This window comes from Amycolatopsis sp. FDAARGOS 1241, from assembly GCF_016889705.1.
GTDB lineage: Bacteria > Actinomycetota > Actinomycetes > Mycobacteriales > Pseudonocardiaceae > Amycolatopsis.
The window spans coordinates 5,294,321-5,317,667 of sequence record NZ_CP069526.1 but is presented as its reverse complement, the minus strand read 5'-3'; the positions used below and the strand labels follow the sequence as shown (position 1 = coordinate 5,317,667).

General features: G+C 68.9%; 26 protein-coding genes, 3 pseudogenes and 2 riboswitches. Of the genes and pseudogenes, 17 read left to right on the top strand and 12 right to left on the bottom strand.

The window, feature by feature from the left end; all coding sequences use genetic code 11:
- Positions 1 to 386: 386 nt before the first annotated feature.
- A riboswitch (Fluoride riboswitch) is annotated at positions 387 to 449 on the bottom strand.
- Between the two features lie 56 nt (positions 450 to 505).
- A riboswitch (Fluoride riboswitch) is annotated at positions 506 to 570 on the top strand.
- A gap of 224 nt (positions 571 to 794) precedes the next feature.
- Entirely contained in the window at positions 795 to 1,547 is a 753-nt protein-coding gene (locus tag I6J71_RS26130) for a hypothetical protein (RefSeq protein WP_204089270.1), read from the top strand.
- 178 nt (positions 1,548 to 1,725) lie between these two features.
- Positions 1,726 to 2,094 carry a phosphatase PAP2 family protein gene (locus I6J71_RS51095; RefSeq protein ID WP_370542228.1) on the top strand — a complete coding sequence of 123 codons (369 nt, stop codon included), beginning with the start codon at positions 1,726 to 1,728 and terminating at the stop codon, positions 2,092 to 2,094.
- A gap of 166 nt (positions 2,095 to 2,260) precedes the next feature.
- On the opposite strand, the gene I6J71_RS26120 is transcribed toward I6J71_RS51095, so the two are convergent.
- Both I6J71_RS26120 and I6J71_RS26115 read right to left on the bottom strand, forming a co-directional pair.
- A protein-coding gene (locus tag I6J71_RS26120; protein ID WP_204096803.1) for an IS5 family transposase occupies positions 2,261 to 3,057 on the bottom strand; the annotation gives its coding sequence in 2 pieces (ribosomal slippage) (positions 2,261 to 2,727 and positions 2,727 to 3,057; 798 coding nt in all).
- Positions 3,058 to 3,157: 100 nt separating this feature from the next.
- The gene (locus I6J71_RS26115; protein ID WP_204089268.1) at positions 3,158 to 3,460 is read right to left on the bottom strand and encodes a DUF3040 domain-containing protein; all 303 of its coding nucleotides are present in this window, start codon (positions 3,458 to 3,460) and stop codon (positions 3,158 to 3,160) included.
- A gap of 747 nt (positions 3,461 to 4,207) precedes the next feature.
- On the opposite strand from I6J71_RS26115, the gene I6J71_RS26110 reads away from it, so the two are divergent.
- The 4 genes from I6J71_RS26110 (at position 4,208) to crcB (ending at position 6,321) form a co-directional block, all read left to right on the top strand.
- The gene (locus I6J71_RS26110) at positions 4,208 to 4,570 is read left to right on the top strand and encodes a DUF190 domain-containing protein (protein WP_204089267.1); all 363 of its coding nucleotides are present in this window, start codon (positions 4,208 to 4,210) and stop codon (positions 4,568 to 4,570) included.
- A gap of 514 nt (positions 4,571 to 5,084) precedes the next feature.
- On the top strand, positions 5,085 to 5,480 hold the full coding sequence (locus tag I6J71_RS26105; protein ID WP_239155631.1) for a CrcB family protein: 396 nt from the start codon (positions 5,085 to 5,087) through the stop codon (positions 5,478 to 5,480).
- Between the two features lie 128 nt (positions 5,481 to 5,608).
- A complete protein-coding gene (locus I6J71_RS26100; RefSeq protein WP_370541976.1) occupies positions 5,609 to 5,824 on the top strand; it encodes a DUF190 domain-containing protein in 216 nt (71 codons plus the stop codon).
- Complete coding sequence (gene crcB / locus I6J71_RS26095; protein ID WP_204089266.1) at positions 5,821 to 6,321, top strand: fluoride efflux transporter CrcB; 501 nt, start codon at positions 5,821 to 5,823, stop codon at positions 6,319 to 6,321. Before I6J71_RS26100 ends, crcB begins: the two co-directional genes overlap by 4 nt.
- Before the next feature lie 63 nt (positions 6,322 to 6,384).
- Here the strand turns inward: crcB and I6J71_RS26090 are convergent, their stop codons facing one another.
- Together I6J71_RS26090 and I6J71_RS26085 are read right to left on the bottom strand one after the other, a co-directional pair.
- Entirely contained in the window at positions 6,385 to 6,831 is a 447-nt protein-coding gene (locus I6J71_RS26090) for a hypothetical protein (protein WP_204089265.1), read from the bottom strand.
- A 346-nt stretch (positions 6,832 to 7,177) separates the two neighbouring features.
- On the bottom strand, positions 7,178 to 7,474 hold the full coding sequence (locus I6J71_RS26085; RefSeq protein WP_204089264.1) for a hypothetical protein: 297 nt from the start codon (positions 7,472 to 7,474) through the stop codon (positions 7,178 to 7,180).
- Between the two features lie 82 nt (positions 7,475 to 7,556).
- On the opposite strand from I6J71_RS26085, the pseudogene I6J71_RS26080 reads away from it, so the two are divergent.
- From I6J71_RS26080 to I6J71_RS26060, 6 genes and pseudogenes are all read left to right on the top strand, one after another.
- Positions 7,557 to 8,326 (top strand): annotated as a pseudogene (locus I6J71_RS26080) (IS481 family transposase); the annotation flags it as partial.
- A 241-nt stretch (positions 8,327 to 8,567) separates the two neighbouring features.
- On the top strand, positions 8,568 to 8,753 hold the full coding sequence (locus tag I6J71_RS26075; protein ID WP_204089263.1) for a hypothetical protein: 186 nt from the start codon (positions 8,568 to 8,570) through the stop codon (positions 8,751 to 8,753).
- A 290-nt stretch (positions 8,754 to 9,043) separates the two neighbouring features.
- Positions 9,044 to 9,421 (top strand): annotated as a pseudogene (locus I6J71_RS51090) (IS110 family transposase); the annotation flags it as partial.
- 270 nt (positions 9,422 to 9,691) lie between these two features.
- Positions 9,692 to 9,861: pseudogene (locus I6J71_RS48865) on the top strand (integrase core domain-containing protein); the annotation flags it as partial.
- Positions 9,862 to 10,237: 376 nt separating this feature from the next.
- Positions 10,238 to 10,699, top strand: a complete 462-nt coding sequence (locus tag I6J71_RS26065) for a DUF6292 family protein (RefSeq protein WP_239153914.1) — start codon at positions 10,238 to 10,240, stop codon at positions 10,697 to 10,699.
- 5 nt (positions 10,700 to 10,704) lie between these two features.
- Positions 10,705 to 11,691 (top strand): nitroreductase, encoded by a 987-nt coding sequence (locus tag I6J71_RS26060; protein ID WP_204089261.1) that lies wholly within the window; start codon positions 10,705 to 10,707, stop codon positions 11,689 to 11,691.
- A 9-nt stretch (positions 11,692 to 11,700) separates the two neighbouring features.
- Here the strand turns inward: I6J71_RS26060 and I6J71_RS26055 are convergent, their stop codons facing one another.
- A complete protein-coding gene (locus I6J71_RS26055; RefSeq protein WP_204089260.1) occupies positions 11,701 to 11,868 on the bottom strand; it encodes a hypothetical protein in 168 nt (55 codons plus the stop codon).
- Between the two features lie 523 nt (positions 11,869 to 12,391).
- Here I6J71_RS26055 and I6J71_RS26045 point away from each other — a divergent pair.
- Positions 12,392 to 13,561 (top strand): hypothetical protein, encoded by a 1,170-nt coding sequence (locus I6J71_RS26045; RefSeq protein WP_204089259.1) that lies wholly within the window; start codon positions 12,392 to 12,394, stop codon positions 13,559 to 13,561.
- Between the two features lie 138 nt (positions 13,562 to 13,699).
- Here I6J71_RS26045 and I6J71_RS48860 read toward each other — a convergent pair whose 3' ends face one another.
- Positions 13,700 to 13,999 carry a hypothetical protein gene (locus tag I6J71_RS48860; RefSeq protein WP_239155628.1) on the bottom strand — a complete coding sequence of 100 codons (300 nt, stop codon included), beginning with the start codon at positions 13,997 to 13,999 and terminating at the stop codon, positions 13,700 to 13,702.
- Between I6J71_RS48860 and I6J71_RS26040 the strand changes: the two genes are divergently transcribed.
- The gene (locus tag I6J71_RS26040; RefSeq protein ID WP_239155442.1) at positions 13,892 to 15,241 is read left to right on the top strand and encodes a GAF domain-containing protein; all 1,350 of its coding nucleotides are present in this window, start codon (positions 13,892 to 13,894) and stop codon (positions 15,239 to 15,241) included. The genes I6J71_RS48860 and I6J71_RS26040 overlap by 108 nt on opposite strands.
- A 163-nt stretch (positions 15,242 to 15,404) precedes the next feature.
- Here the strand turns inward: I6J71_RS26040 and I6J71_RS26035 are convergent, their stop codons facing one another.
- Positions 15,405 to 16,628, bottom strand: a complete 1,224-nt coding sequence (locus I6J71_RS26035) for a hypothetical protein (RefSeq protein ID WP_370541975.1) — start codon at positions 16,626 to 16,628, stop codon at positions 15,405 to 15,407.
- Positions 16,629 to 16,950: 322 nt separating this feature from the next.
- The gene (locus I6J71_RS26030; RefSeq protein ID WP_204089257.1) at positions 16,951 to 17,430 is read right to left on the bottom strand and encodes a universal stress protein; all 480 of its coding nucleotides are present in this window, start codon (positions 17,428 to 17,430) and stop codon (positions 16,951 to 16,953) included.
- A 164-nt stretch (positions 17,431 to 17,594) separates the two neighbouring features.
- On the opposite strand from I6J71_RS26030, the gene I6J71_RS26025 reads away from it, so the two are divergent.
- Entirely contained in the window at positions 17,595 to 18,623 is a 1,029-nt protein-coding gene (locus I6J71_RS26025; RefSeq protein ID WP_204089256.1) for a nitroreductase, read from the top strand.
- On the top strand, positions 18,620 to 19,597 hold the full coding sequence (locus tag I6J71_RS26020; protein ID WP_204089255.1) for a hypothetical protein: 978 nt from the start codon (positions 18,620 to 18,622) through the stop codon (positions 19,595 to 19,597). The genes I6J71_RS26025 and I6J71_RS26020 overlap by 4 nt, the downstream gene beginning before the upstream one ends.
- An 8-nt stretch (positions 19,598 to 19,605) precedes the next feature.
- On the opposite strand, the gene I6J71_RS48855 is transcribed toward I6J71_RS26020, so the two are convergent.
- On the bottom strand, positions 19,606 to 19,776 hold the full coding sequence (locus I6J71_RS48855) for a CBS domain-containing protein (RefSeq protein WP_239155440.1): 171 nt from the start codon (positions 19,774 to 19,776) through the stop codon (positions 19,606 to 19,608).
- Entirely contained in the window at positions 19,745 to 20,026 is a 282-nt protein-coding gene (locus tag I6J71_RS26015) for an HPP family protein (protein ID WP_239153913.1), read from the bottom strand. Before I6J71_RS26015 ends, I6J71_RS48855 begins: the two co-directional genes overlap by 32 nt.
- 210 nt (positions 20,027 to 20,236) lie before the next feature.
- Here I6J71_RS26015 and I6J71_RS26010 point away from each other — a divergent pair, with 210 nt between their 5' ends.
- Entirely contained in the window at positions 20,237 to 20,836 is a 600-nt protein-coding gene (locus I6J71_RS26010) for a hypothetical protein (protein WP_204089254.1), read from the top strand.
- Between the two features lie 27 nt (positions 20,837 to 20,863).
- Here the strand turns inward: I6J71_RS26010 and I6J71_RS26005 are convergent, their stop codons facing one another.
- Together I6J71_RS26005 and I6J71_RS26000 are read right to left on the bottom strand one after the other, a co-directional pair.
- Positions 20,864 to 21,790 (bottom strand): galactose-1-phosphate uridylyltransferase, encoded by a 927-nt coding sequence (locus I6J71_RS26005; protein WP_204089253.1) that lies wholly within the window; start codon positions 21,788 to 21,790, stop codon positions 20,864 to 20,866.
- Entirely contained in the window at positions 21,787 to 23,205 is a 1,419-nt protein-coding gene (locus I6J71_RS26000; protein WP_204089252.1) for a glycosyltransferase, read from the bottom strand. The genes I6J71_RS26005 and I6J71_RS26000 overlap by 4 nt, the downstream gene beginning before the upstream one ends.
- Positions 23,206 to 23,347 lie beyond the last annotated feature (142 nt).

The following is a 23,347-nucleotide window of genomic DNA, read 5'->3' as shown; positions in this document are numbered from 1 at the left end:
ACGCGGCGGCTGCTGCGGCTCGCGGTTGGGCAGGCGGCCGCACCGGGCTTCTCCGCTCCGCGCGTCGTCGCTTGATACGACGTGGCGGACGTTGGGGTGGTGTCGAGGGTCTTGCCCAGGTGTCGGTAGGTGGCGGGGCGGGTGACGCCGAACTCGGCGGCGATATGGGCGTCGGTTTAGCGGCGTTTGCCGTCATCGCCGAGTTCGTCGTAGATCTGCCGGGCCGGCCGCACCTGTCGACGGGACCCGAGCTTCAGTTTCTGCCTGCCGGCCGCTGGGCGGTGAACTCGCGACGGACGAGGTCATCGTGCACGGGCGGACCGGGGCGCCGGTGGCGGCCTCGTTTGCCGGCATGCACTGACCACAACAATGCCGACTCCCACACGCTGTCGTCAGGGGCCGTTAGCGGCATCTCCGCGATTTCGGTGAGCCCCATCACCTGCTTGGGATTGTAGCGTCGACGGTCTAGTCGGTGGTCTTGTCGTAGGCGGGTTGCCGGCGCGATAGTGGACGTGGCGATGAGGCTCGCCGCAACCGTGGAGCTTTTTCGCTGATGGCCTCTGTCCCGGACGGGAGGAGGCGCGCGTGAGCGAGGTCGAGTCCGGTTTGTCCGCGGGCCCGGTGTGCCTGCGCATCGTGGTCCTGGACGCCCAGGCCGGTCTCTGGTGCGAGGCCTGCGCAGAGCTATTGGCGACTGCGATCACCTATCTCGTAGAGGTGGGCGGCACCGCCCTCGCCAGGTGGTGTCCCGGCTCGTTTACCGCGGTACCTGCGACGGCGAATAGAGGATCGTCATGCAGTTGGTCGACGCGCCTACCGGACGCGCCGTGGTGATCGGGCGGCGCAGCGGCGGTGTCGTGCGCGTGCGCGCGGTCGTGTCCGGCCGTCCGGACTCGCTCGATACGGCTCGGGTTCTGCTGACCGGTGACCTCCTGCGGCGGGTGCTGGAGGAGCTGCACGGGATGCAGGTCTTCGTCACTCTGGCCGGTCTCGACCGAGCCGACCCGGACATGTCCGCAGCGCTTGCCCGCCAGCTCGGCAGGTTCTGGATCGCGGCGCCCACGCCGGACGACGCCGCGCCTGCCCGCGCACTGGAGATCTGCGTCACCGGTGCTGACGCCGCCGCGGTCACCCAGCACCAGGCCGCAGCTGTCCGGTTGTCGATCGGGCCGGTGCGTACGCCACATCACGACACGCCGGACGCCGGGGAGGATCTCGCGGTCCGGTTCGCCCTGATCGGCGTGCGCTATGACCGGCCGGTGTCGCTGACCGCCGCGACGCTGGAACACGCCCAGGCGACGATCCGGCGGTGGCGACGGCGGATCGCTCAATGGGGTGATCAGCCCTCGGCGCCGATGCCCCGCGATGTCGTCGCCGACTGCACGGCCGCGTTCGACGCCAACCTCGACATCGCGGGCGTGATCACGAGGCTCGTCGAGCTGGAAGACGACGACGTCGTGCCGCCTGGGGCGAAGTTCGAGACGTTTCTGCACGTCGACCGGGTCCTGGCGCTGGACTTGGCCAGCGGGCTCGGCGCAGCTGGGTAGGAAGCGGCCGACTGAGCCGGTATCCCGGGGGCCAGATGGTGGACTGGGTGCACCGGCACGCCCCCGACGACCTGGTACCGATCGCACACGCCGTGACGCTTGCCGGTGCTACTCCGGTGGTGTGGACAGCGGTGGGTGTCTCGGCCCTGGCTGCTGCGATCCGGTCTCGAAGCTGGGCATGCTCGCTGCGCGCGATCGGCGCGCTGACCGTCGCCACCGCGGGGCGCCGCGCCGGCGGAGCCGATCAACCGGCCGCGCCCGCCCGAGCGGCTCTGGCGCGCCGTGGTCAGGCCCGAGTTGGCCGTCTCAGCACACCACGTTGGCAACGCTGGGCGCAGGGCTCGCCACCAGCGCCCTGCTACCCAGATTGCGGCGGAGAGTGGCCTGGTCGGTGGCCGGCGTGGTCGGGCTCAGCCGCTTGGTACCGGGGGTGCCTTGGCCCAGCGACGTGCTCGCCGGTTGGGCGTTCGCCGCAGCCGTCCTGACGACTGCACACCGCACCAGCTTCGTCCCGGGTGGACAGCGGGGTCGCACTGGTCGGTGTTGAGCTCGGCACGCGTTCGTAGCGACGACCAACGTGTGCCTGGCTGGGTGCTGAAGTCGATCGCGATCCGATGCCGACGGCCGCGGTGCCGGCGTCGACGACTACACCGGAGCAGCCACAGGCGGGGGTGCGCTGCGCCGACAAGTCGAGCGGTTGCTAAGAGCTTGTCTCATTTGGCGAGTTTCTTGTGGCAGGTGATGGTGGCGGCGAGGGTGAGGAAGGCGAGGTAGTGGCCGGCTTTGCGTTCGTAGCGGATGGTCAGTCGCCGGTAGCCGGTCAGCCAGGCGATGGACCGTTCGATCACCCACCGGTGTTTGCCGAGTTTCTCGGCGGATTCGATGCCCTTGCGGGCGATGCGCGGGACGATCCCGCGCTGGCGCAGCCAGGCGCGCAGGGCGGGGATGTCGTAGGCCTTGTCGGAGTGGAGTTTGGCCGGTTTCCGGCGCCGCGGTCCGCGGCGCGATCGGATCGGCGGCAGCGCGTTGACCAGAGGTCTGAGCGCGTGGCTGTCGTGAGTGTTGGCCGCGGAGATCGCGACGGTCAGGGGCAGCCCGGCCCCGTCGGACAGTACGTGGATCTTCGAGCCCGGTTTGCCGCGGTCGACCGGGCTCGGACCGGTCAGACCGCCCCCCTTTTGGCCCTGACGGATGCTCCGTCGAGGACCGCGCGAGACCAGTCGATCAAACCCCGGCCGCCCAGTTCGTCCAGCACTGCCTGATGCAACTGCCGCCACAGCCCGGCCTCGGTCCATTCGGTGAACGTCCGGTGCGCCGTGGGCACCGATACCCCGAACGAGGGCGGCAGGTGCCGCCACGCACAACCACTGGTCAACACGAACACGATCGCCGTGAACACCGCCCGCGGATCAGTCCGCGCACGACCACCACCCTGCGGACGCTCCTTTGCCGGCGGGACCAGCGGTTCCACCAACGCCCACAAGTCATCGGGCACCAGCCGTTGCGACAGCGAGTCGATCACGGTACAAGATCATTGCAGCCCAGCGGGAAAGATCCAAACGAGACACGCTCTAAGCACCGCACTTTTCGGGTGCGACACGTCGGAGCGGTTAACGGTGGGGCGGTTGGCGGCGGCGGTCGAGAATCCACTCGAGCACGGCGGGCACGACGGTGGTCATGAGCGTGCCGGTGATGATCATGACCGGTGAACTCAGCTCCACGCCGGCCACCATGGCCAGCAGGCCGGTAGCCAGCAGCGTCAGCACGCTGGGCCCAGTGGACGCAACGGCGCTCGGGATCGGCCGGAATTCGGCGAAACTCTGTTCCAGCCGGGGACTCTCGCGCGTCAGCTGTCGCTCTATGTCATTCAGCGTTTTCTTCTCGTAGTCATCTATCCCCACGATGTGTGCCACCTCGAGTCGGGCACGTTGGATTACGTGAAACAACATGCGGGATTGTCGACGCTCCAGTTGTGTGCGGCGACGGCCCACCGACCAAACGCGACGATGATGCAACCACCATGAACGAGCAGCGGGTCGAGATCCCCAACAGCGGATCCGACTGCCGGCGAGCCGACCACACACACGGGTGAGGGCGAGCGAACTGTCGGCGTGGAAGCGACCAGGGCGCTGTCGTGAGCAGCTTTGACAACGATGCCCGCTGTGTTCCTCATAGTCAGTTGCAGCGGCGCCGGTGTGACCACCCGTTCTCGTGTGGTCCCGTCGACGCTGGCGGGTTGATCCGGGGGCATACCGGCACGCCCGGAGTGGAAGGTTCAGACGGGGCATCGACCGCACTCCTACCTGTGATCGCTGAGATCGTGAGCCAGGTAGGGACTGTTGGCGGCCGTAGCCGCGGTTTGGGTCCGGCGAGCCCCACCGCCGGGCGCGAAAGCACCCGAGAGCAGCTTACTGCGTGCATGCGCAACGACGTCGATTGTTCAACAGCCGCTGACGCCGCGACATCGCCTACGGGCCAGCTTGGCCACTCTCCGATGAGGGCGTGTGTCAACGCCCGCCCGCTCCCTTGACCCGCGGCGTTCACAGGCGATGTACTGAGCGTGGTGATGGATCCCCGCCAGGGCTGCCAGCCCGAACCGCTCCCCTGGAAGCTGATGGGTTCTGGTCGGCGCGTGCCCTCGCGACCAGGAGGTTCACCAAGTGAAGACTTCCCGACGGGCGCTCCGGTTGTCGATTTACCTCGGCGAGGGCGACCGGTGGCACCACAAGTCCCTCTACGCAGAGATCGTGCGCCGCGCCCATCAGGCAGGACTGGCCGGAGCCACCGTCATCCGCGGTATCGAAGGCTACGGCGCCTCCTCCCAGATCCACACCATGCACCCGTTCAGGCACAGCAACGACCTGCCGCTACTCATCACGATCGCCGACGCCGAGGACCGCATCCGCGGCTTTCTGCCGCAGCTGGACGGGCTCGCCGTCAATGGGCCAATTACGCTCGACGATGTCGAGAGAGTCCGCTGTACCCGGCCCGAGCGCAAGCTGCACTGGTGGTCGAGCAGGTGACGCCCATCACCCGAGCTGTCGTCAGTCTGCCTTCTACGGTGCTTCGCGTGGTGCGGCGGTAGCGAACCACGACAGCAACATCAACCCGGCGGCGCAGGAGAGTTCGACGCGTAGACCAGCCCCACCGACTGATCCACAAGGTCGGCGCCCGCGACACCCTCGGTGCAAGCGGTCGCACAGAACGGACGTTGCACTGCCGGAGTGCGCCGCCGCTGGAGGCGTTTCGCCAACCGGGCGTACTGAACCCGCCACGAGGAGTGACGCTAGGCGCAGCTCGCAGCGCCGCGATCAACATCTGGTTATTGTGCGGAGTGCGGCGTGGGGCTCGCCGCTCAGGTTTCTGGAACAACCGCGGGGTCCGCGCCGCCAATAGTCCCTACTTGACCAGTGCGGTTGTCAGGCTCAAGTAGGAGGCTTGTGTGAGCGGCGACGTCGACCAAACTGAGCGATCGATCCGCTTTTCGATCTCCGAGCCCCGTCCCAGCGGCGCGAAGTCGCTCGCACACATGGTGCGGTGCTTGTCGTGATTGCCGTCGGCGGTGGCGTCGGAGCGGTTTCGCGTTACGGTCTCGCTGAACGGCTGCCCACGCAACCGCGACGCTTCCCGTGGGGCACGTTCGTCACCAACGTGGTTGGTTGCTTTCTGATCGATGTCCTCATGGTGCTGATCGCCGAGGTTTGGGTGGCGCACCGCCTCGTGCGGCCGTTCCTCGGTGTGGGCGTCGCCAGGGTTTACCACGTTCTCTACGTACGCGGCCGAAACCCGGAGACTGCTGCAGCCGGAACGGTGAGCCCGGCTTTCGTCTACCTCGCTGGCATCCTGATCTCCGCCATGCTCGCCGTCATCGCGGGTGGTCGGCTCACCCGACGAGTTAGCAGCTCGAGCGGCGCTGGGAACAGGGCAGGATGACACGGAGCCACTCGGACACGCACTGAGACTCGCGATCTTCATCGACGAAGACGACATGTGGCACCACCAACCGCTCTTCCGTGAGATCGTCAAACGGGCTTCAGGAAGCGGGTCTGGCAGGCGCCACAGTGTTGCGCGGCAGCGAAGGCTACGGCACCTCCTGGGTCATCCACGCCGACCGCATCCTCGACCTGGCCGAGAGCCTGCCCGTCGTCGTGATCACCGTCGATACGGAAGATCGCATTCGTGCGTTCCTGCCCGAACTCGATGAACTGGTCAGCGAAGGCACCGTGCTGATCGACGAGGTCGAAAGCCTGCGCTACCGCGGAAAACAAGTGTTATGACCAAAGCGCTCATCTTTGTCGGTGCCATGGTCGGCGCGCCCATGCGGTACATCACCGACCGCTTGGTGCAAGCCTGCCACGACAGCCTCTTTCCCTGGGGCACCTTCACCCTCAACCTCGTTGGCTGCCTGATCCTCGGCGGCCTTGCCGGAGCGGGCCCGGCAATACCTGCATCGTTGGTCGCTCTCCTCGGCACCGGCTTCTGTGGCGTGCTGACCACCTACAGCACGTACAGCTACGAAACCTTCCGCCTCGTCGAACAAAAAAGCTACTTCTATGCTGCGGCCAACGTCATGGTCAGCGCCATCGCAGGCCTCGGCGCCGCGCTGCTCGGTTACGTCTCGTTCAAGCCGCCGTGGGCTGAACGACGGACCATGCCGGTAGCGCGGCGGGCCGAATCTGACTGGCCTGCCCATAACTGCGAGTTCGTTCCTGAACGTCGATGGTCAAAAGGGCACCAGAAATGCGCCATGGACCGACGGCAGCGAAGCCGATGAAGACGATGTGGACCAAGCGTCGGTGACGATCGCGGACGTCGTGAGTGCCTGGCGTCGGTCAAGCTAGGCGAAGTGCGTCGGCGTCTCGCTTTGCGCGGGGGATTGTCCCGCGTCGATCACGGGGCGCAACGCGTCGACCGCGGCCGACAGGCGGTCGGGCCAGGCAATGATGATGGCCTTCCATGCGGCTCGGAGAGAGACCTTGTCCGCCAGCGCGAGGTAGGGGCCGTTACCCCAGCGGGACGCGACGACCGTGCCGACACGGTCGGGGCCGCCGGGCTCCGCATCACCCGGCTCCGGCGCACCACCGGGAAGGAAGTCGAGGGTGTGGTTGACGCCGCTGCCGGTCAGGTCGTCCTCCAGCCCGGCGCCGGCGCGGGTGAAGCTGCGAAGGGCGTTGCGATCGCCGGCGCGGGTCGGCATCTGCGCGTTCGGGAACGCCGAGTTGTACGCCTGTACAGACTGATAGGAGGTGTACCGGGGAGCCCCGGCACCGGGTGCGGCTGCCATGCACGCGAGTGTAGAGAACGTACGTTCTCCATCATTGTGGCGGTCCAGTTCGGGAGCTGCCGGGATGCGCCGAGAACCCACTTATCAGAGTGATGCGGGTCTGCGAATGCACAGCTCGTCGCCGCGGGCGCCCTTGTCGTGGGGCTGCCCAGACGATGGCCGGGAGCGCTTGAAACGAAAAGGCCCGGTGGGCCACACCGCGATGGTGTGGCCCACCGGCCCGCGGTCTTATCCAGGCGTGGTCGATCGTCAGGATGCCGTCGCCGGGTTTCGTCACCGGCTCCACACGACGGCCAGGTGAACGGACCTGAGCAGACGTAGCATTGCAGAGGCCGATCCGGACCGATCAGAGTACGTCGAGGGTGGTGGTCTGGTCCGGATCGGAGCACGGCGCACGCCAGTAGCCGCCCATGGCGTCGGGTACATCGGTGAGCAGCAGCGTCCCTGTCCCGTCGCGGAGATCGGTGTACTCGGCGACGGTGCCTTCGACGTGGCCGTCTTGGCCGCCGGTGCGTTTCTCGTCGTGCCAGGTGCGTTCCAGTCGAACGCGGGCGCCTCCTGCGATGTGTGCGATGGCGGCACTCCTTCCTTCGAGTTGGGTGGCTAGGTGTGTTGTCCGGGCGAGTTGGTGACGTGACGACACGGCTGTGATGATCTTGATATGGGTGAGGACCTCGGGTTTCGGTGTGGATCACCACAACCTGCACCGACTCCCGGAGGTCCTCATGGTCCACGGTAATGCCCGGTTGACGCCGACTGGCAGGGTGCGGCTTGCCCGGTGTGTCGTCGAGCAGGGTTGGCCGTTGCGGCGGGCGGCTGAGCGGTTCCAGGTCTCGCACACCACAGCGTCGCGCTGGGCCGAGCGTTACCGCACGAGCGGGCCAGAAGGAATGGTCGACCGCTCCAGTCGGCCGCACCGCAGCCCGAATCGGACTCCTGACCTCATCGAGAGCCAGGTCGTGGCGTTGCGGCGCGAGCACAAGATCGGGCTGGCTCGGCGGGCCATGCGCACCGGGATCGCGATCTCGACTGCACACGCGGTGCTACGCCGTCACGGCATGCCGTCCCTGGCCGCCTGCGACCGCGCCATCGGTGAACCCGTGCGCCGCTACGAACGAGCCCGTCCCGGGGAACTCGTCCACTTCGATGTGAAAAAGCTCGGGCGAACCCCGACGGCGGCGGGCACAGGACCCGCGGACGCGTCGAGAGACGCCGCAACCGCAACGGCATGGGATACGCCTTCCTCCACACCGCTCTCGACGACCACTCGCGCCTGGCCTACACCGAAACCCTGTCCGACGAGACCGCCGCGACCTGCGCAACATTCCTGCGTCGCGCTCACTCCTGGTTCACCAGCCTGGGCATCCCCATCGAACGAGTGCTCACCGACAATGCCTGGGCCTACCGCTCACGCCTGTGTCGCAACACGCTGCGCGACGCGGAGATCATCCACAAACGTACCCGGCCCTACCGCCCACAGACCAACGGCAAAGTGTGTGAAGACTTGTGCTGGCGCTGCGTCGGGGCCGGTCTGACCCCGGCCGAGGTATGACCGACCGATGGTGGTGTCCTGCGTTCGATTCGTCGGCCGGCTTCGCTGCAGCGCCGTGGTGCGCACCGGCCAGGCGGAACTGACCTGATAGGAGCTTGTGAGAAACCCCCGTCACAGGCTTGTCGCCCGCCCGGCCGGTTCGCTCCATCCGTCAGATCAGCCCCGGCGGAGGAGCACATCCGGCATGACCACCCAGACGGCTATCGAACCAGCAGCTGTTGCCGTGATCGGCGGCGTCGACACCCGCAAGAACACCCACTACGCGGCTGCGACCGATGGCCAGGGCCGCCTATTGGGCCATCGGGAGGTCCCCGCCAATGACCGCGGCTACGCCGACTTCTGGCATGGGTTGAGGAACACGGCGAAGTAGTCACGATCGGAGTCGAGAGCACCGGATCCTTCGGCGCGGCTCCGACCCGCTTCTTTACCGCCCGGGAGATTCGCGTGGTCGAGGTCAACCGGCCCAACAGACTGCACGGCACATGGATGGCAAGTCCGACCGGCTCGATGCCGAGCAGATCGCCCGAGCCATCCTCGGCCAGACATCGACCGCCATTCCCAAAGCCAAGTCCGGCCTGATCGAGGTCATCCGAACCCTGCGGGTGAGGTTCCAGCGCAGTCAACGCACGCACCAACACCTTCAACACGCTGTGGGGCGTCATGATCGGGTCACCCTCACCCCTGCGCGACGAACTCGTCGTGCTGAGCAAGAAGACACTGGTCAACCGATGCCTGCGGCTGCGGCCGGAGAAGGAGGACCTGCTCGGCCTGGCAACCGACCCAGGCCGGCTATTGACAGCCGGAGTCAAGGGCGCCCTACGGGACCTGGCGCACCGCTGGAAGCGGCTCGATGATGAGATCAAGGCCCTCAACAAGCAGATCGAGGCCCTCGTCCACGCAGCGGCCCCCGAACTGGTCGAACTGCACGGCGTCGGCGTCGAGATCGCCGGCCAGTTCCTCGTCACCGCCGGCGACAACGCCGAACGCATCCGCAACGAAGCCGCCTTCGCCAAGCTCTGCGGCGTCGCGCCCCAACCCGCCAGCAGCGGTCGCCCGACCGGCCGACACCGGCTCAGCCGCGGCGGCGACCGCGGCGCAAACCAGCGCCCTCTACATCGTCACCATCGTCCGGATGCGTCGTCACCAACCAACCCGCCACTACGTCGAACGGCGCACCGCAGAAGGCCTGAGCAAACGCGAGATCATCCGCTGCTTGAAGCGCTACATCGCCCGCGAAATCTACGCCAACCTTCCCCGACCATCCACGGCCACGCTCAACCCGCCTCCGACAGCGGCCTATATAGGAGCATCGAGCGCCTCAACCGCACCCTGCAACCGAATGGCCTACCGGAGGTCCTCACCAGCAACACCGAACGCACCGCCGCCCTTGCACCCTGGCTCGGGTACTACAACACTCAACGCCGCCACAGCGCATTCGGCGGACACCCACACCCACCAGCCGGCTACCACCAACCTGATGGCCAAATACACCTAGGCCTTTTTGCCCGGGTCCTACGTCAGTGCCCCGACCGCCTATCCGTTCCGGGTCCGTGGTCCTCAGCCCGGTGCGCGGTGACTCGTCGCGGCCTAGCTTGCTAGTGGTGCTACTGCACAACTACTGAACGGGGAACATCTCATCGTCCTGGCGCTGCTCCCCGTGGTTTTCGGCGCCGCCACGCCGTCTCGCCGGATGCCGCTGAGGCCGTTCGTCACCCGGACGCGGGCCGTCCGGCCGCAGCGGCGCACCGGTCGGGCGAGGTGTGCTGGGGACGAGGCGGACCGGCAATAGGGGCGGATGGCGGCCCTGCCCGAGCACATCGGACAGAAATGGGGGACGGACGGAGGAACGACGCCGTGACCCGCACCCTCACCAGCGATCAGGATCGGGAATACGCGTTCCTGTGCGCGCTGTCGGGCTACGTGGCCGAGGTGAGCGCCGCGGTGGGGGTGGGCGAGGAGTCGTGCACCACCGATGTGGACCCGTCAGCGTCGGTGTACATCGCGCTGGAGATGCGCCTGCCGCGTCACCCGGAGCGGGACGTAGCGCTGTTGTGGGATGAGCGGCACGGCTGGTCTGTAGCCATCGAGACCCACTCCGGGGAGGACCTCCTCGTGGTCGCCTACGTCGGCGGAGCGCTGGTACCGGAGCCGGCGCAGCTGTCGCGGTTCCTCGATGCGCTTGCCGGGGGCGCCAGGCCGGTCCTCACCGTTCCGCCTGAACTCGGCTGTCCGGAGGACGACTTGCTCGGGCGCCTGCAGCGTTACCGCCGCGACCTGTGGGCCGCGGGCGCGGGCCGGCTCGGCAGGAAGAGGTGACCGCCGTGCGAACCGGGGCCTGGACGGCCGCCGAGACCGAGCACCTCGCCCGCGCCGTGCTCGGCGCACCGTCCGTGCACAACCTCCAGCCGTGGCTGCTGGACCTCGCGCCGGGACAGGCGTGGCTGCGTGAACGGCGTGATCTCGTCCTGCCGCACCACGACCCGGACGGCCGGGACCGATCCGTGTCGTGCGGCGCAGCCGTCGCGAACCTGGAGCTGGCGGTGCGGACGCTGGGCCGGGCCGCCGACGTCACCCTCCTGCCCAAGGAAAGCTGGTCCGAAATGGTCGCGCAGGTCGATGCCCGGCGGTTGTCCGCGCCAAGGCACGAAGAGGTCCGGCTGCACCGCGCGATCGCCCACCGGGCGAGCCACCGGAAGCCGTTCGGCCTGCAACCGGTGCGCGACAGCGCTGCCCGGCAGGTCGTATCGGCCGCCAGAACGAGGGGTGTCGATGCCCGGCTGGTCGCCGGTGAGGCAGACCTCGCGGCCGTCGCCAAGCTGCTGCACATCGCGGCGGAGAAGTTCCAACGCGACAGTGGGTACCAGCGCGAGTTGTCGTTGTGGACGATCCGGGACGAGCCTGCTCATCGCCACGGCGTCGGCATTCCCGCTGGTCGCATCCCGGCCGGGGCGGTGCCGTGGGCGGGGCTGGTCCACCGGGCGACCGAGGTCCCGCACTGGACCGAAATCGAAGCGCGCCTCGCGGCCGGTGCGCTGCTCGTCCTTGTCACGCTCGGCGACACCCGCCGCGACCACCTCCAGGCCGGGTACGCTTTGGAACGCGCGTGGCTCACGGCCGTGGACCTCGGCCTGGCGGGGGCCGTGCTGACCCAGCCCCTGCACGTTGACGCGGTGCGCACGAAACTCGCGGAAGATCTCGCGCTGATCGGGGTGCCGCAGGTGCTCATGCGGATCGGGCACAGCGCGGGCCCGGAGCCGCCGCGGGTGCGGCGGGCCACCGAAGAGCTCGTGCACCACGTCGAGAGCTGACCGCCGCGCTCAGCTCGGTTCGTGCGCGACCTTGACCCCGCCGAGCAGGGTCGTGGCGTTGACCTTCAGCACGGGGGCGTTGTCCGGCAGTGCTCCGCCGTCGGCGGTCCTGTCCTCGTAACCGCCGAGGATCGGCAGCCCGCCGACCTGGACGCGCCAGTCTTCGGGGACCAGCACGTCGACGCCACCGCAGAGGGCGAATGCGTCGACGGTCGCCTGGTCGTCGATGTGGGGCTGCGTGGGGGCCGTAGGTTTCCGGCCATCTCGAGGTACACCGGACGATTGCATGAAACCGCGGATCCGCGCCGTGCTCTACAGCTCGATGCAGCGTTCTTCGAACCGCCGGATCCGGATCATCTGCCGCAGCAATTCCGTGCGGTGCTTCGCGCGAGTGCTCTGCGCGGACTGTCGCCTGCTCATCCCCGGACCTCCAAGGTGGACACGTCGCCCTCGGGGAGTCCAAGCTCCCTGGCTTTGAGCAGGCGGCGCATCACTTTGCCGCTGCGGGTGTGCGGTAACCACTGGTCGAACACGAGCTCCTTGGGCGGTGGATCACCGAGCACGGTGAGGATCTGCCGGAGGTGCGGGAGTGGAAATGGGTCAGCCGAGCACAGCGCCGTGAAGTGTCGGTGGCTCGCGGTACGGTCCCCGCTGTGAGCTGTGTGGCGCTTTTCGTCGACCGCTCGGACAAGATCGGGACGTGGTGACCGCATCGGTGTTCGACGGCATGTCTGCCCTCCGCATCGACCGTGACGGGGCCATGTCGGTCGTCTTCACCGACGGGCGGGTCGTCTCAGCGTCGATCGGCCGCGAGGGCTTCCAGGTGACCAGCGCCATCATCTCGTCGACGCACCTCCCGCAGTCACGGCAGTTGCACCTCCAAACCACGCGTGGGCATAACATCGTCGTGGAGCTTCCTTCAGCCGTCGAATTCGCCCCGGTGAAGGGGCGGACAACGATCTACCTCGACCAGAAGGACTGGAGCAGGCTGGCCAACGCGATCCACCAACCTGATCGGGTGCCCAACGAGCGCGAGCAGGCCGCCGCTCTGCGGCTGATCGAGCTGGCACGTCGCGGCGAGGTGATCCTTCCGATGTGCTCGGCGCACATGGCCGAAACCTGCAAACAGGGCGACGCGGAGCAGAGGTACCGGCGCGCGCTGACGATCGTGCAGCTGTCAGCGTGGTGGCAGCTTCGCGACCCGGTGGATCTTCGTCGCTTCGAACTGCGCCAGGGCCTCACGACCCGATACCTCGCCCGCTGCCTCTTGCCGCCGGCCGCCGTCACGCTCGAGCCCAACGCCGTTCACGCGGGGGCGCAGATGCGCCTGCCTGCAGTCCCGACGGACCTGCCGCCCGAGCTGCGGTGGGTTATCCACGCCCTCACCTGCATCAGTGGCATCGTCGACACGATGCTCGACGGTGAGCACGTTGCCATGAAACCGGTCGACGGATGGACGGCCGACTTGCAACGGTTCACCGAGTTCCTGCGAGACAACCCGAGCGGTAGCGAGCTGAAGCGCCGTCGGACGCATGTGAAATTCCTGGCGGACCTCGGCGGTGAACTCGCGGCGGCGTCCGCCCAAGTCGGTATCACGCCCGAACAGATGTCTGACTGGTACCTCGACCACAGCGAAGGGGACGTCTCGCACATGCCTGCGCTCGGCTTGTTTCGAGAAGTCCTCCACGAGAAACTGTCGAACGGCAGCATTCGTCGGCGGAACAACGACCTCGTCGACATGATGTACCTCAGCGCAGGTGCGGGGTATTGCGATCACGTGGTGGGCGAGCGATCACACACGTCCCACCTGGCCAATGCATTACGACGACTTGGTCGCCCGAACAACGTGCACCGCAACTCCACACGTTGATCCAGCGGCGTTGAGTCTGGAGGGCGCCGGGGTTGACGTTTTCCCACAGATGTGACGACACTGGGGCGCTTCGCGGTTTCGACCGACGAGGGCTTTCCAGAAGCGGGAGCCGGGGTGAGCGAGCACGACGAAGCCGAGTCAGGCCGGGTGACGTTTCCCGACCAGCCCCGGCTGGAGCTGGACCAGTTGCTGGGCCAGTTGGTCGAACGCGCCCAGGAAGTCATCGGTACCCAGGGCCGTCTGAGAAGCCTGCTGCGAGCGACGCAGATGATCACCAGTGACCTCGCCCTCCCGGCGCTGCTGCGGCGGATCGTCGACGTCGCCCGCGAACTGATCGGCGCGCGGTACGCGGCGCTGGGGGTGATCGGCGCGGACGGACGGCTGACGGAGTTCGTGCACGGTGGCATGGGTGCGGACGCGATCACCCGGATCGGGCACCTGCCCGAGGGCCTAGGTCTGCTCGGCGCGCTGATCGATGACCCGCGGCCGATCCGGCTGACCCGGCTCCAGGACGACCTGCGGTCCATCGGGTTCCCGCCGGGACACCCGCCGATGGAGAGCTTCCTCGGCGTGCCGATCCGGGTGCGGGACAGCGTTTTCGGCAACCTGTACCTGTGCGACGGGACCCGGGGCCGGTTCGGCGCTGAGGACGAGCAGCTTGCCCTCGCGCTGGCTGCCGCGGCCGGCGGCGCCATCGAGAACGCGCGGTTGTACGAAACCGCGCAGAGCCGGCAGGCCTGGCTCCGTGCGTCGGGCGCGATAGCCCGTGAGTTGCTGTCGCCCGACCAGGGAAGCCCGCTGGATCTCGTCGCGAGCCACATGCGGGAATTGGCGGCCGCGGATCTGGTCACGATCATCCGTCCAAGCGGCGACGCGAACTTGCTGCGGGTGGACCGCGCGGTGGGCCTCGAAGCGGAGGCGTTGCTCGGCGTGCTCATCCCCGCCGAGGCCACGATGGCCGGCACGGTGATGGCGACCGGGAGACCAAGGGTGGGTTCCTGGCCGAAGGAGCGGGAACGGCTGGGCCGCGTACCGGTGGTCGAGCTGGACATCGATGCGGTGCTCGCGGTGCCGTTGACCAGCCACGGTCGGGTGACCGGGGTGCTGACCGCCGCGCGCCGGGCTGGCCGGCCGCCGTTCACCGACGAGGATCTGAAGATGGCCGCCGGGTTCGCGGATCAGGCCGCGGTGGCGGTCGAATTGGCGCAGGCGAGGGCAGAGCAGCAGCTGAACGCCCTGCATGACGAACGCGACCGGATTGCGGCCGAACTGCACGGCGAGATCGTGCAGCGCCTGTATGCCGAGAGCCTGTCGTTGCAGACCACGCTGGGGCTGGCGAAGTCCCCGTTCGTCGCGGCCCGGCTGCGCGAATCGATCGCCGGCCTGGACGACATCATCGACCACGTGCAGGCAACCGTGTTCCGGCTTGACGACGTGGCCCCGGTCCGGCGGGTGCCGCTTCGCGACGAGGTGCTGCGCGTGCTGTCTGGAAGCAGCGCCGACGCTGGGGCTGGTTCCGGCCACCCGCTTCACGGGCAAGCTGGACACCCACCCAGCGGACGCGGTGGACCCGTTCGTCGGAGAGGCGCTGCGGCTCGTCGCCGCTCACGCCGCGGCCACGGCGGTGGACGTGGAAATCAGCGCAGCTCCGCACCGGCTCACGGCGGTCGTGCAGTGTGACGGCAAGGGGGATCTGGCGCGGGCGGCGGCACCGGAGCTGGCCGCGTTGGGGCAGAAGGCAAGGGAACGCGGCGGCGCGCTGACCGTCGAGCGTGCATCCGGGAAGACCCGGCTTACCTGGTCGGTACCCAGCTGAAACGCTCGCAACAAACCGGTTTAGCCGTCAAGCGAACAGCGACGACCGGTCGACGAGCACGTCGCCGAGTGTCCGTCGCGGAGTCCACGCCACGGGCTCGCCGTAACCGAGGCGTAGCACGATCTGGGGCCACAGCCCGTCTCCGAGCAGACGCCGGAGCCGGAGTCGGGTCGCACGGACCTCGACCGGCTGGGAGATGAACGAGGCGTCGAGACCATGCGCAGTGGCGGTCAGCAGCACCCGCTGCATCGCCTGGCCCGCGCGCAGCCGATCGGCAGGCGTGTCGCCGAAGGAACCGATCACGACCACCAGAGGCGGGCTCGCCGAAGTGACTGGGGTGGCGCGCTCTCCGAAGTCTCGCAGGACCCAGGAGTCGTCGTCCGCCGCGGTACCGCCGGCCGCGAAGGGCACGCCGTCCCGGCTGGTGGGCGCGCGGCCGGTCCACCGCTGCCATTCGGCGAGGAACGCCGGATCGGCCGACTGGACGAGGTGACTTTCGTGAACCAGTTCGCGGAGTCCGGCGAGTTGTTCCTCGTCCAGGCGCGGCAACCAGACCGCTTCCGCTTCCGCTGCGTGACGGACCAGGCCGACGATCTCCTGAGGAACCGCTTTCGCGGTGAACGGGGTGCGATTGGTGTGCCGGCGCGGGATCGCGTGGGCCAGCACGACCGACCGGGCATCGACCGGGGCTGCTGTGGTGGGCAGGACGGCGGCGAGCAAGTCGGGTTCGTCGCGCCGGGGGAACAGCGTCGTGGCTGGGTGCACGCCGAGGGCGCGGATTGCGATGCGCAGGTTCACCAGTGCGGCTCCGCAGGAGAGCAGGAGTTCGCGCCGATCGGGGTCGGCGGCCGGCAACACGCGATCAGGGTCGGCGTAGAGCTCGATCGCATCGCGGTCGGTGGTGAACAGCCACGGTTGGGTGTTGTGGGTGGAGGGTGCGAGCGTGGCTGCGCGAATCACCGAGGTGACCTGATCGGCGCTGAGCCGTCCGGCCGGAGCCACGTGAAAATTCATCGGTCTCCCGAGCCGCGGGAAGCGGCAAACTCGTGATGCGTTTCTGTCCGGAGTCCAGCTTGCGCGGACTCTGGAAAGGACTACAGAGGCGAAAGTCATTTCTTCCGAAATGTCGCAGATGACGGGGAGGGCACGAGGTCGGTCACGACGCCGGCCGCATGTCCGGAACTGCTCGCAACTGAAGTTGCGTGGTTCCCTCCGGGACCTGCGGAACCGCATCGAGGCCTTGATCGGCACTCGAGGCACGATGGACGGTCTGCTTGAGGCGGTGCTGGTCGTCGCGTCAGGGCTCGAGCTGGACGCCCCGCTGCGGCGGATCGTGCAGGCCCAGGCCGCAGTCGGTCTCGGCGAGGCTCGCGACGGCGCACTGGGCGTGCTCGGCGGCGCCTGTGACCTCGCGCAGTCGTCTACGTCGGCATCAAACGCGCCGTCGTGCGGAGCGTATCGGGCACTCGCCGGAGGACCACGGGCCGCTGGGCTTGATCAGCGACGACGAGGAACCGTTGCTGCGGGAGGAAATTACGCCCATCCTCGTCGGCGGCCGTTCCGTGGCCGTGACTCAACCCGTCGGGGTGGGGACGAGGCGGCGGGCGGCTTCGGGCGTGACGACCACGACGGGGCAGCGGGAGTAGCGCACGCACTCCCGTGAGACGCTGCCCAGCAGGAGCTCGCGTGTCCGCCCCGCACCGCGGGCACCGACGACGAGGAGGTCGGCGTCAGTGGACGCGGTGATCAGCTCGGTGGCCGGATGGCCTTGTGGAGTCGAGATCGTAACGGGTGACGCTTCCGCGAACTCCGCGCGAATGTTCGCGATGTGTTCGTGCGGTGAGTAGGATCCGGCAGGGCGGCGGCCGTGCGGCTGCAGCGCCCACGACGTACCGGGTAGCAGGGTTTCGGTGGGCAGCACCATCACGGCGTGCACTGCGTCCCCAGGCTGGGCGGCGACGCCGAGCACCCAGCGCAGCGCCGCGTCGCTGGAGCGAGAGCCGTCGAAGCCGACGACGATCAAGCGGCCGGCGGCCGAGGTTGCGGAACCCATCGCATTCGCCTTTCGTCGATGACCGGTCGAGCGTCGGTGCATGCGGCGCCCGGCGGCTAGGGCCGTCCGCCGTGGCGGCGGGGACTTTGGGCCCCAGCGGCGAACTGTGGCCGCGGCGAGCATGGAATGCGCCGGAGTGCTCGTCTCCGGGTGCAGGAGTGAAGATGACGACCTCGCCGTCGGCGGTGGCCCTCGCCCCTTCCGAGATCGCTGTGCTCGCACGCGCGGTGAGCCGGGCCCCGTCCGTGCACAACACGCAGCCGTGGCGCCTGCGCATTCACTACTCCGACGCCGACCTCGTTGAGCGCACGGAAATCTGGCTACCCAGGCACGACCCGGACGGCCGCGACCGCACCATGTCATGCGGCGCTGCGCTCGCGCACTTGCAGCCGGCTGCTCGCGTGCTCCGGCGGTGCGGCACGACCTCGTTTCCCCGCACAGGCGCGGTCGTCGCGACCGTGCGCGCCGACCCGGGTGCGAGCCCGGACTCCGTCGAGCTCGTGCGCTACCACGCCATTAGTCGCCGAAGGAGCCACCGCCGGTGGTTCGCCGGGAATGAAGTGTCCGAAGTAGACTGTTCCGCTGTGGCGGCGGCCGCTGGCGAGCCGGGTGTGCGCGCCGTTGTGCCCGGCCACCTCGATGCGCTGGGCGAGATGCTCGGCTTCGCCACTCGCGTGTTCCGTGCCGACCCGGCGTACCAGCGTGAGCTGTGGATGTGGATCGCCCACACGTGCGGCTTCCACGGCCTGGGCGCTGAAGACGGTGTGCCCGAAGGGTCGTTGAGCGATGAAGCGCTGCCGGCCGCGGGTCTCGTGCGGCCGGACACGCCAGTACCCGACGACGCGCGGGTGACCAAACGGCTCCGACCCGGGCGCTTTCTCGTGTTCTGCACCGACCGGGACACCAGGCCTGAGCACCTGGCCGCAGGGGCTGCGGTCGAACGGACCTGGGTGGAAGCCGCCGCCCGCGGTCTGGTGGGCTCGGTCCTCACCCAGCCGTTGCACCTGCTCGGCTTCCGCGAGCTGCTCGCCGAGCGACTGGAGTTGCCTGGCCGTCCGCAGGCGATCTTCCGCTTCAGCCACCCGGCCGACCCGGTGCCCCCTCTACCCCGCCGTCCCCTGACCGATCTGCTGCCGGGTGACTTTCCCGGCACGGGGGCCGAACCCGACGACCCGCCGAGGAGCACCTTATGAGCGCTGCCCTCCCCTCCGCCGTGGAACAAGCGCTTGCCGCGGCGGTACGCGCCCCGTCGCCGCACAACACCCAGCCATGGCGGTTCGTCGTGGACGGCCCGCAGATCGAGGTGTGGCTCGACCGGAACCGGGTGTTGACGGTCGCCGACCCCGCTGCGCGTGAGGCGCGGCTGTCCTGCGGAGCAGCCGTGTACAACCTCGTCCTCATGCTGCGGGTCAATGGGTTCAGCGCCGCCGCGCGAGTCCTGCCCGACCCGGCCGAATGCGATCTGCTCGCCGTGATCCGCATCGACGGGGACTGCGGATCATCGGCGTCCGACCGGCGGCTGGCGGAGGCGATTTTCCGCCGGCACACGAACCGCCGCCCCTTCTCCGCGCGCCCGGTTTCGGGCCCTGCGCGGTCCCGGCTGCAGTCGGCGGCGCTGGCGGCAGGGGGACTGCTGGTGTTCCTCGACGGGTCGGACCGCTACGCGAAGGTGACTACGCTCGTCCGGCGGGCCGAGGCGGTGCAGGCCGCCGACGCGGCGTTCCGGACCGAGTCCGCTCACTGGACCGGTCGTGCACCGGAGAGCCCGGATGGGGTGCCTACGGTCGCCTTCGGACCGCCGCCGGAGATGCCCACGGTGCTGCCGTTGCGGTCTTCCCATGAGAACTCCGCCCTCCCGTCCCGGCCGTTCGAGCAGGACCCGTCTCTGGCCGTCGTGCTGACCCGCGACCACGGCCCGGCCGCGGACGTGCGGGCCGGCCTCGCCCTGCAACGGGTGCTGTTGGCCGCAACCGCCGACGGTCTGGCCACGTCGTGCGTGTCCCAGGCGTTCGAGACACCCGGTACCCGCGGGCCGCTGCTGGAGCTGTTCCGGGGTGTCGGGCAACCCCACACCTTGGTGCGCATCGGTCACGGCCTGCCGGTCCGGACGACCTCTCGCCGGCCGGTGGCCGAGGTGACGACGGTGCGCGATGCGCCGCTGCGGTGACCGACCTTTCAGGACGGTCCTGACGCTGGCAGTGTTCGGAGCACGTCCTGCAAGGTCACGATGCCGACCAGGGCGCCTTCATCCACCACGGGCAGCGCGCGCACACCGGTGTCGTTCATGCAGCGGGTGAGCTCGGCCGGGTCGAGGTCACCCGGCACGGCAACGGCCGGGGTGCGCATCACCGCGGCGACCGTGCCGTGGCCGCTGAACATGGCGCCGCCGTCCTGGTCGCCGGTTTTCCCCCGCCGCGCCGGGCAGACCGGCCTGCGCGACGTCGGCTTCGGTGACCAGGCCGACGAGCTTGCCCGTGTGGTCGACGACGGGCATCGTGGTGAAGCCGCGTTCGGTCATCACGCCTGCGGCTTCCGCGAGTGAAGTGGACGGGGTCACCGCGATGACCGGCGTGGTCATGATGTCGCGCGTCTGCACGGCGGTCTCCGTTCGTCCTCGTCCGGTCCGACCTTGACCGGTGGCTCGCCGGCCGGCCAAGGGTCTTTGGTCCTCGCGCGTCGGGCAGCACGGTCGAGTGGCGGGGACCCGCGGCCCGCTCGTCGCGGGCACAAGGCCTCTTCGGTCCGGCCGGTGCCCGTTCCATGCTGGTGGGCGAAAACCCGTCCCGGGGAAGGGAAGGTGTGAGACATGGCTCCGTCGGCGAATCGCTTGCTGCGGTGGCGGCACCTGCTCATTCCCGGCCGAGGCTCGATTGCGCGGACCTCGGACCGCGTGCAGGCCGGGCTTGTGCTGGTGGTGATTGTGGTGGCGTTGGTCGCGATCCCGTTCTCCGCGGCGGCCGGGTCGGCGGTGTACGCCGCGCAGAAGCAGCAGTCTGTCCGGGAGCTCGCCGAAGATCGGCCGGCGATCGCGACGCTGCTCGCCGACGGGCCGCCGGTCTCCGTCACGGGCCGCAGCGGCGAGGTCGGTGTCCCGAGGCCGACCGACGCGACGTGGCCCGGTCCCGACGGGACGCGCCACACCGGACAGGTGAAGGCGGACGCGGGCACTCATCGCGGTGATCAGGTTCAGATCTGGGTCGACGGCTCTGGGGCGGTCGTCGCCGCGCCGTTGTCCTCCGCTGCCGCCGTGGTCAACGCGGTCGCCGCCGCGGTGGGCCTGTACTTCGTGACGTGCTTGGCCCTGGCACTGGCCTATGGGACCTCGGTGTTCGCACTCAACCGTCGTCGCGGTCGCAAGTGGCAGCAGGAGTGGTACGCGGAGCTGGCGAAGCGGGCGCATTCCTGAGCGGTCGGCCTCCGCGGCTGCTCGGGCTCACACTGCAGCGGCGGCGAGACGGTTGCGCAGCCGCGCCGCGGACCGTTCCGGGGCTACGGTGACGACGGGGATCCCCGTCGCGAGTTCCAGCCCGGCTGCGATCGCCAGCCGGGGCACCAGCTGCAGGCCCCACCCGAGGAATGGGGCGTCCTCGAATCCGGTCGGCGCGGTGTGCACGACCAGGTTGTAGGCGGGATCGTCGAATTCGGCCCGCAGTGCCGCCAGGACGGCGCGCAAGCACCGGGCCAGCTCCTCGACGCTGTGGCGTGGCGCGGCTGCGAAGTCCGCTCGCGGCTCACGCAGGGTCAACCTCAGTTCACAGTCGGCGGTCGGTGCGAAGGGGGTGTACGCGATGACGTGCTCGTCGGCGTAGACGATCCTGGTGCCGGTCGTGAGCTCGGCTTTGAGCTCGTCGTTCGCGAGACACCGGCCGGTCGTGGCGTGGTGTTCGCGGGCGATCTCAAGCCCGCGGCGGGTGGCCGGCGACAGAACCGGCAGGCCGGCCACCTGGGAGTGCGGGTGTGACAGCGAGATTCCCGCGGCCGTGCCGTAGTTGCGGAAGACGGCGACTTGGGCCGCGTCGGCTCGCAGCGCGCGATGCCGCACCTGCCAGGCCGTCAGCACATCGGCCACTTCGGACACCGCAGCGGTCGCCGGATCCCAGTCGTGGCGCGGTGATTCGATGACCACCTCGTGCCGGTCGGACAGCGCGTACCGGTTGTGCACCGCACGCACGCGCCAGCCGTCATCGCCGGCGAGCCGCCAGGTTTCGGCGGGGGTGTCTTCGCCCGGGCCGGGGCAGAGGGGGCAGCCGGTGCGGGCCGGCACGTGCGGCCGGGCCGCCCGGCCGGCGGCCAGGATCGACCACCCGTGTGTTTCGGCGTCGCGGCGGAGTTCGCCTCCGTGCCACGGTTTCACGGTCATCGGTTCGGCCCCCCGGATTCGAGGTACGCGGTGCGGCACGACTGCGAGCAGAACCGGTGGAGCACGCCGTCGCGCAGCGCGGTGAAGGATTCGTCGCCGGGTGTCGTGGACAGTCCGCAGATCGGGTCCCGGTGCCCGCCGCGGGTCATCAAGGCACCGGGCTGGTCGCCGTGGGCGAGGCCATCGAGCAGGGTCAGCTCGTCGAGCACGAGGCGGGGTATGAGGAAGTGGCGGCGGACCCGTTCGTGGCCGGCGGCGGCCAGTGCGGCGGACCGGGCGTGGTCGGTCAGCAGCTCGGCCAGCGCCTTCGCGCAGTTTTCCGTGGAGTCGACCAGCACTCCGCCCGAGTCGTCGGCGACTTGCAGGGGGATCCCGCCGGCTCGGCCCGCCACGACGGGTGTGCTCTTCCACAAGGCTTCGGAGACGACCAGGCCGAACCCTTCGCGGATGGACTTCTGCACCATCACCGCCGACGTGCGCTGGAAGGCGTTGACTTCGATGTTGCCGACGCCGGTGAGGTTCGTGAACACGTGGACGCCGCCATCGGTCCGGGTCGCGTCGCTGATCGTGCGGTAGACCTCCCAGGCCTCCGGGTCGTCGAGCGCCATGGAACCCACCAAGGCGAGCTGCAGGTTCGGGACCTCGTCGCGGACCAGCCGGTACGCTTCGATCACGCCGAGTGGGTCTTTCCACGGGTCGAAGCGGGAGACCTGGGTGACCAGCGGCTGCGCGGGCTCGATACCGATCCAGTTCAGGACCGCGTGCGCGGTGCGTTCGTCGAGCGACATGTTCTTCGGGCTCAGTGGGTCGATGGCCGGCGGGATGACGTCGACGCGGTCACCGGACAGCGACGGCGGGACGAACTCCGCGAGCGTGAACACCGTCGAGTCGTAGGGGGCGATGAACTTCTCGAGGTATCCCCACGTTTCGGGGTGCGGTTGCGAGGTGTCGATGTGGCAGCGCCAAATCCAGCGGGCTCGCGAGCTGCGCACGAACGACCGCAAGGCGGCCGGTTGCGGGTCGTGGACGAAGACGAAATCCCACGACGAGAAGTCGGGAGCCTCGCCGAGGTCGGTGGCGTTGCGTCGGGTGGTTTCCTCGTAGACAGCTCGTTCGGCGGCGGTCAGCGGATCCGGTGCGCCTTGCAGTGCGTTGTGGAGTTTTTTGGTGGCGGCGAAGAAGGCGGGGTCGCCGTTGATGATCTGCCACTCCGTGTGCAGGCCGAGGTCGTTGTAGAGCGGGACGACCGACCGCAGGAGTTCCGACACCCCGCCGCCGTAGGGCGTGGCGCTCAGGTGGAGCACACGCGCCCCCCGTAGGTGTTCCGCTACGGAGGCCAGCGAATCGAGGATCCATTCCGGCGCGACGGTGCGGTAGGTGTCGAGCGCCAGGTCACCGGTGTCCACGGTCTGCATCGGATGCACCTCTCGTCGTTGGTCCCACGTCCAGCCAATCGGTGCTTGCCGCGCCGCGGAAAGAGGCGAAAGCCCTCTGCTGCCGCGCGACGGTGACCATCGTCGTCGCGACGAAGGCCGTGCGACTCTCCGGAGCCGCGCG

What these genes read in the sequence shown, in the direction of transcription:
- I6J71_RS26005 (WP_204089253.1), bottom strand. Translation starts at nt 21,790, where the DNA reads ATGACCGTGAAACCGTGGCACGGAGGCGAACTCCGCCGCGACGCCGAA.
- I6J71_RS26075 (WP_204089263.1), top strand. Translation starts at nt 8,568, where the DNA reads ATGACCACCCAGACGGCTATCGAACCAGCAGCTGTTGCCGTGATCGGC.
- I6J71_RS48855 (WP_239155440.1), bottom strand. Translation starts at nt 19,776, where the DNA reads ATGCGCACCCCGGCCGTTGCCGTGCCGGGTGACCTCGACCCGGCCGAG.
- I6J71_RS26025 (WP_204089256.1), top strand. Translation starts at nt 17,595, where the DNA reads ATGACGACCTCGCCGTCGGCGGTGGCCCTCGCCCCTTCCGAGATCGCT.
- I6J71_RS26130 (WP_204089270.1), top strand. Translation starts at nt 795, where the DNA reads ATGCAGTTGGTCGACGCGCCTACCGGACGCGCCGTGGTGATCGGGCGG.
- I6J71_RS51095 (WP_370542228.1), top strand. Translation starts at nt 1,726, where the DNA reads ATGCTCGCTGCGCGCGATCGGCGCGCTGACCGTCGCCACCGCGGGGCG.
- crcB (WP_204089266.1), top strand. Translation starts at nt 5,821, where the DNA reads ATGACCAAAGCGCTCATCTTTGTCGGTGCCATGGTCGGCGCGCCCATG.
- I6J71_RS26000 (WP_204089252.1), bottom strand. Translation starts at nt 23,205, where the DNA reads ATGCAGACCGTGGACACCGGTGACCTGGCGCTCGACACCTACCGCACC.
- I6J71_RS26010 (WP_204089254.1), top strand. Translation starts at nt 20,237, where the DNA reads ATGGCTCCGTCGGCGAATCGCTTGCTGCGGTGGCGGCACCTGCTCATT.
- I6J71_RS26030 (WP_204089257.1), bottom strand. Translation starts at nt 17,430, where the DNA reads ATGGGTTCCGCAACCTCGGCCGCCGGCCGCTTGATCGTCGTCGGCTTC.
- I6J71_RS26020 (WP_204089255.1), top strand. Translation starts at nt 18,620, where the DNA reads ATGAGCGCTGCCCTCCCCTCCGCCGTGGAACAAGCGCTTGCCGCGGCG.
- I6J71_RS26090 (WP_204089265.1), bottom strand. Translation starts at nt 6,831, where the DNA reads ATGGCAGCCGCACCCGGTGCCGGGGCTCCCCGGTACACCTCCTATCAG.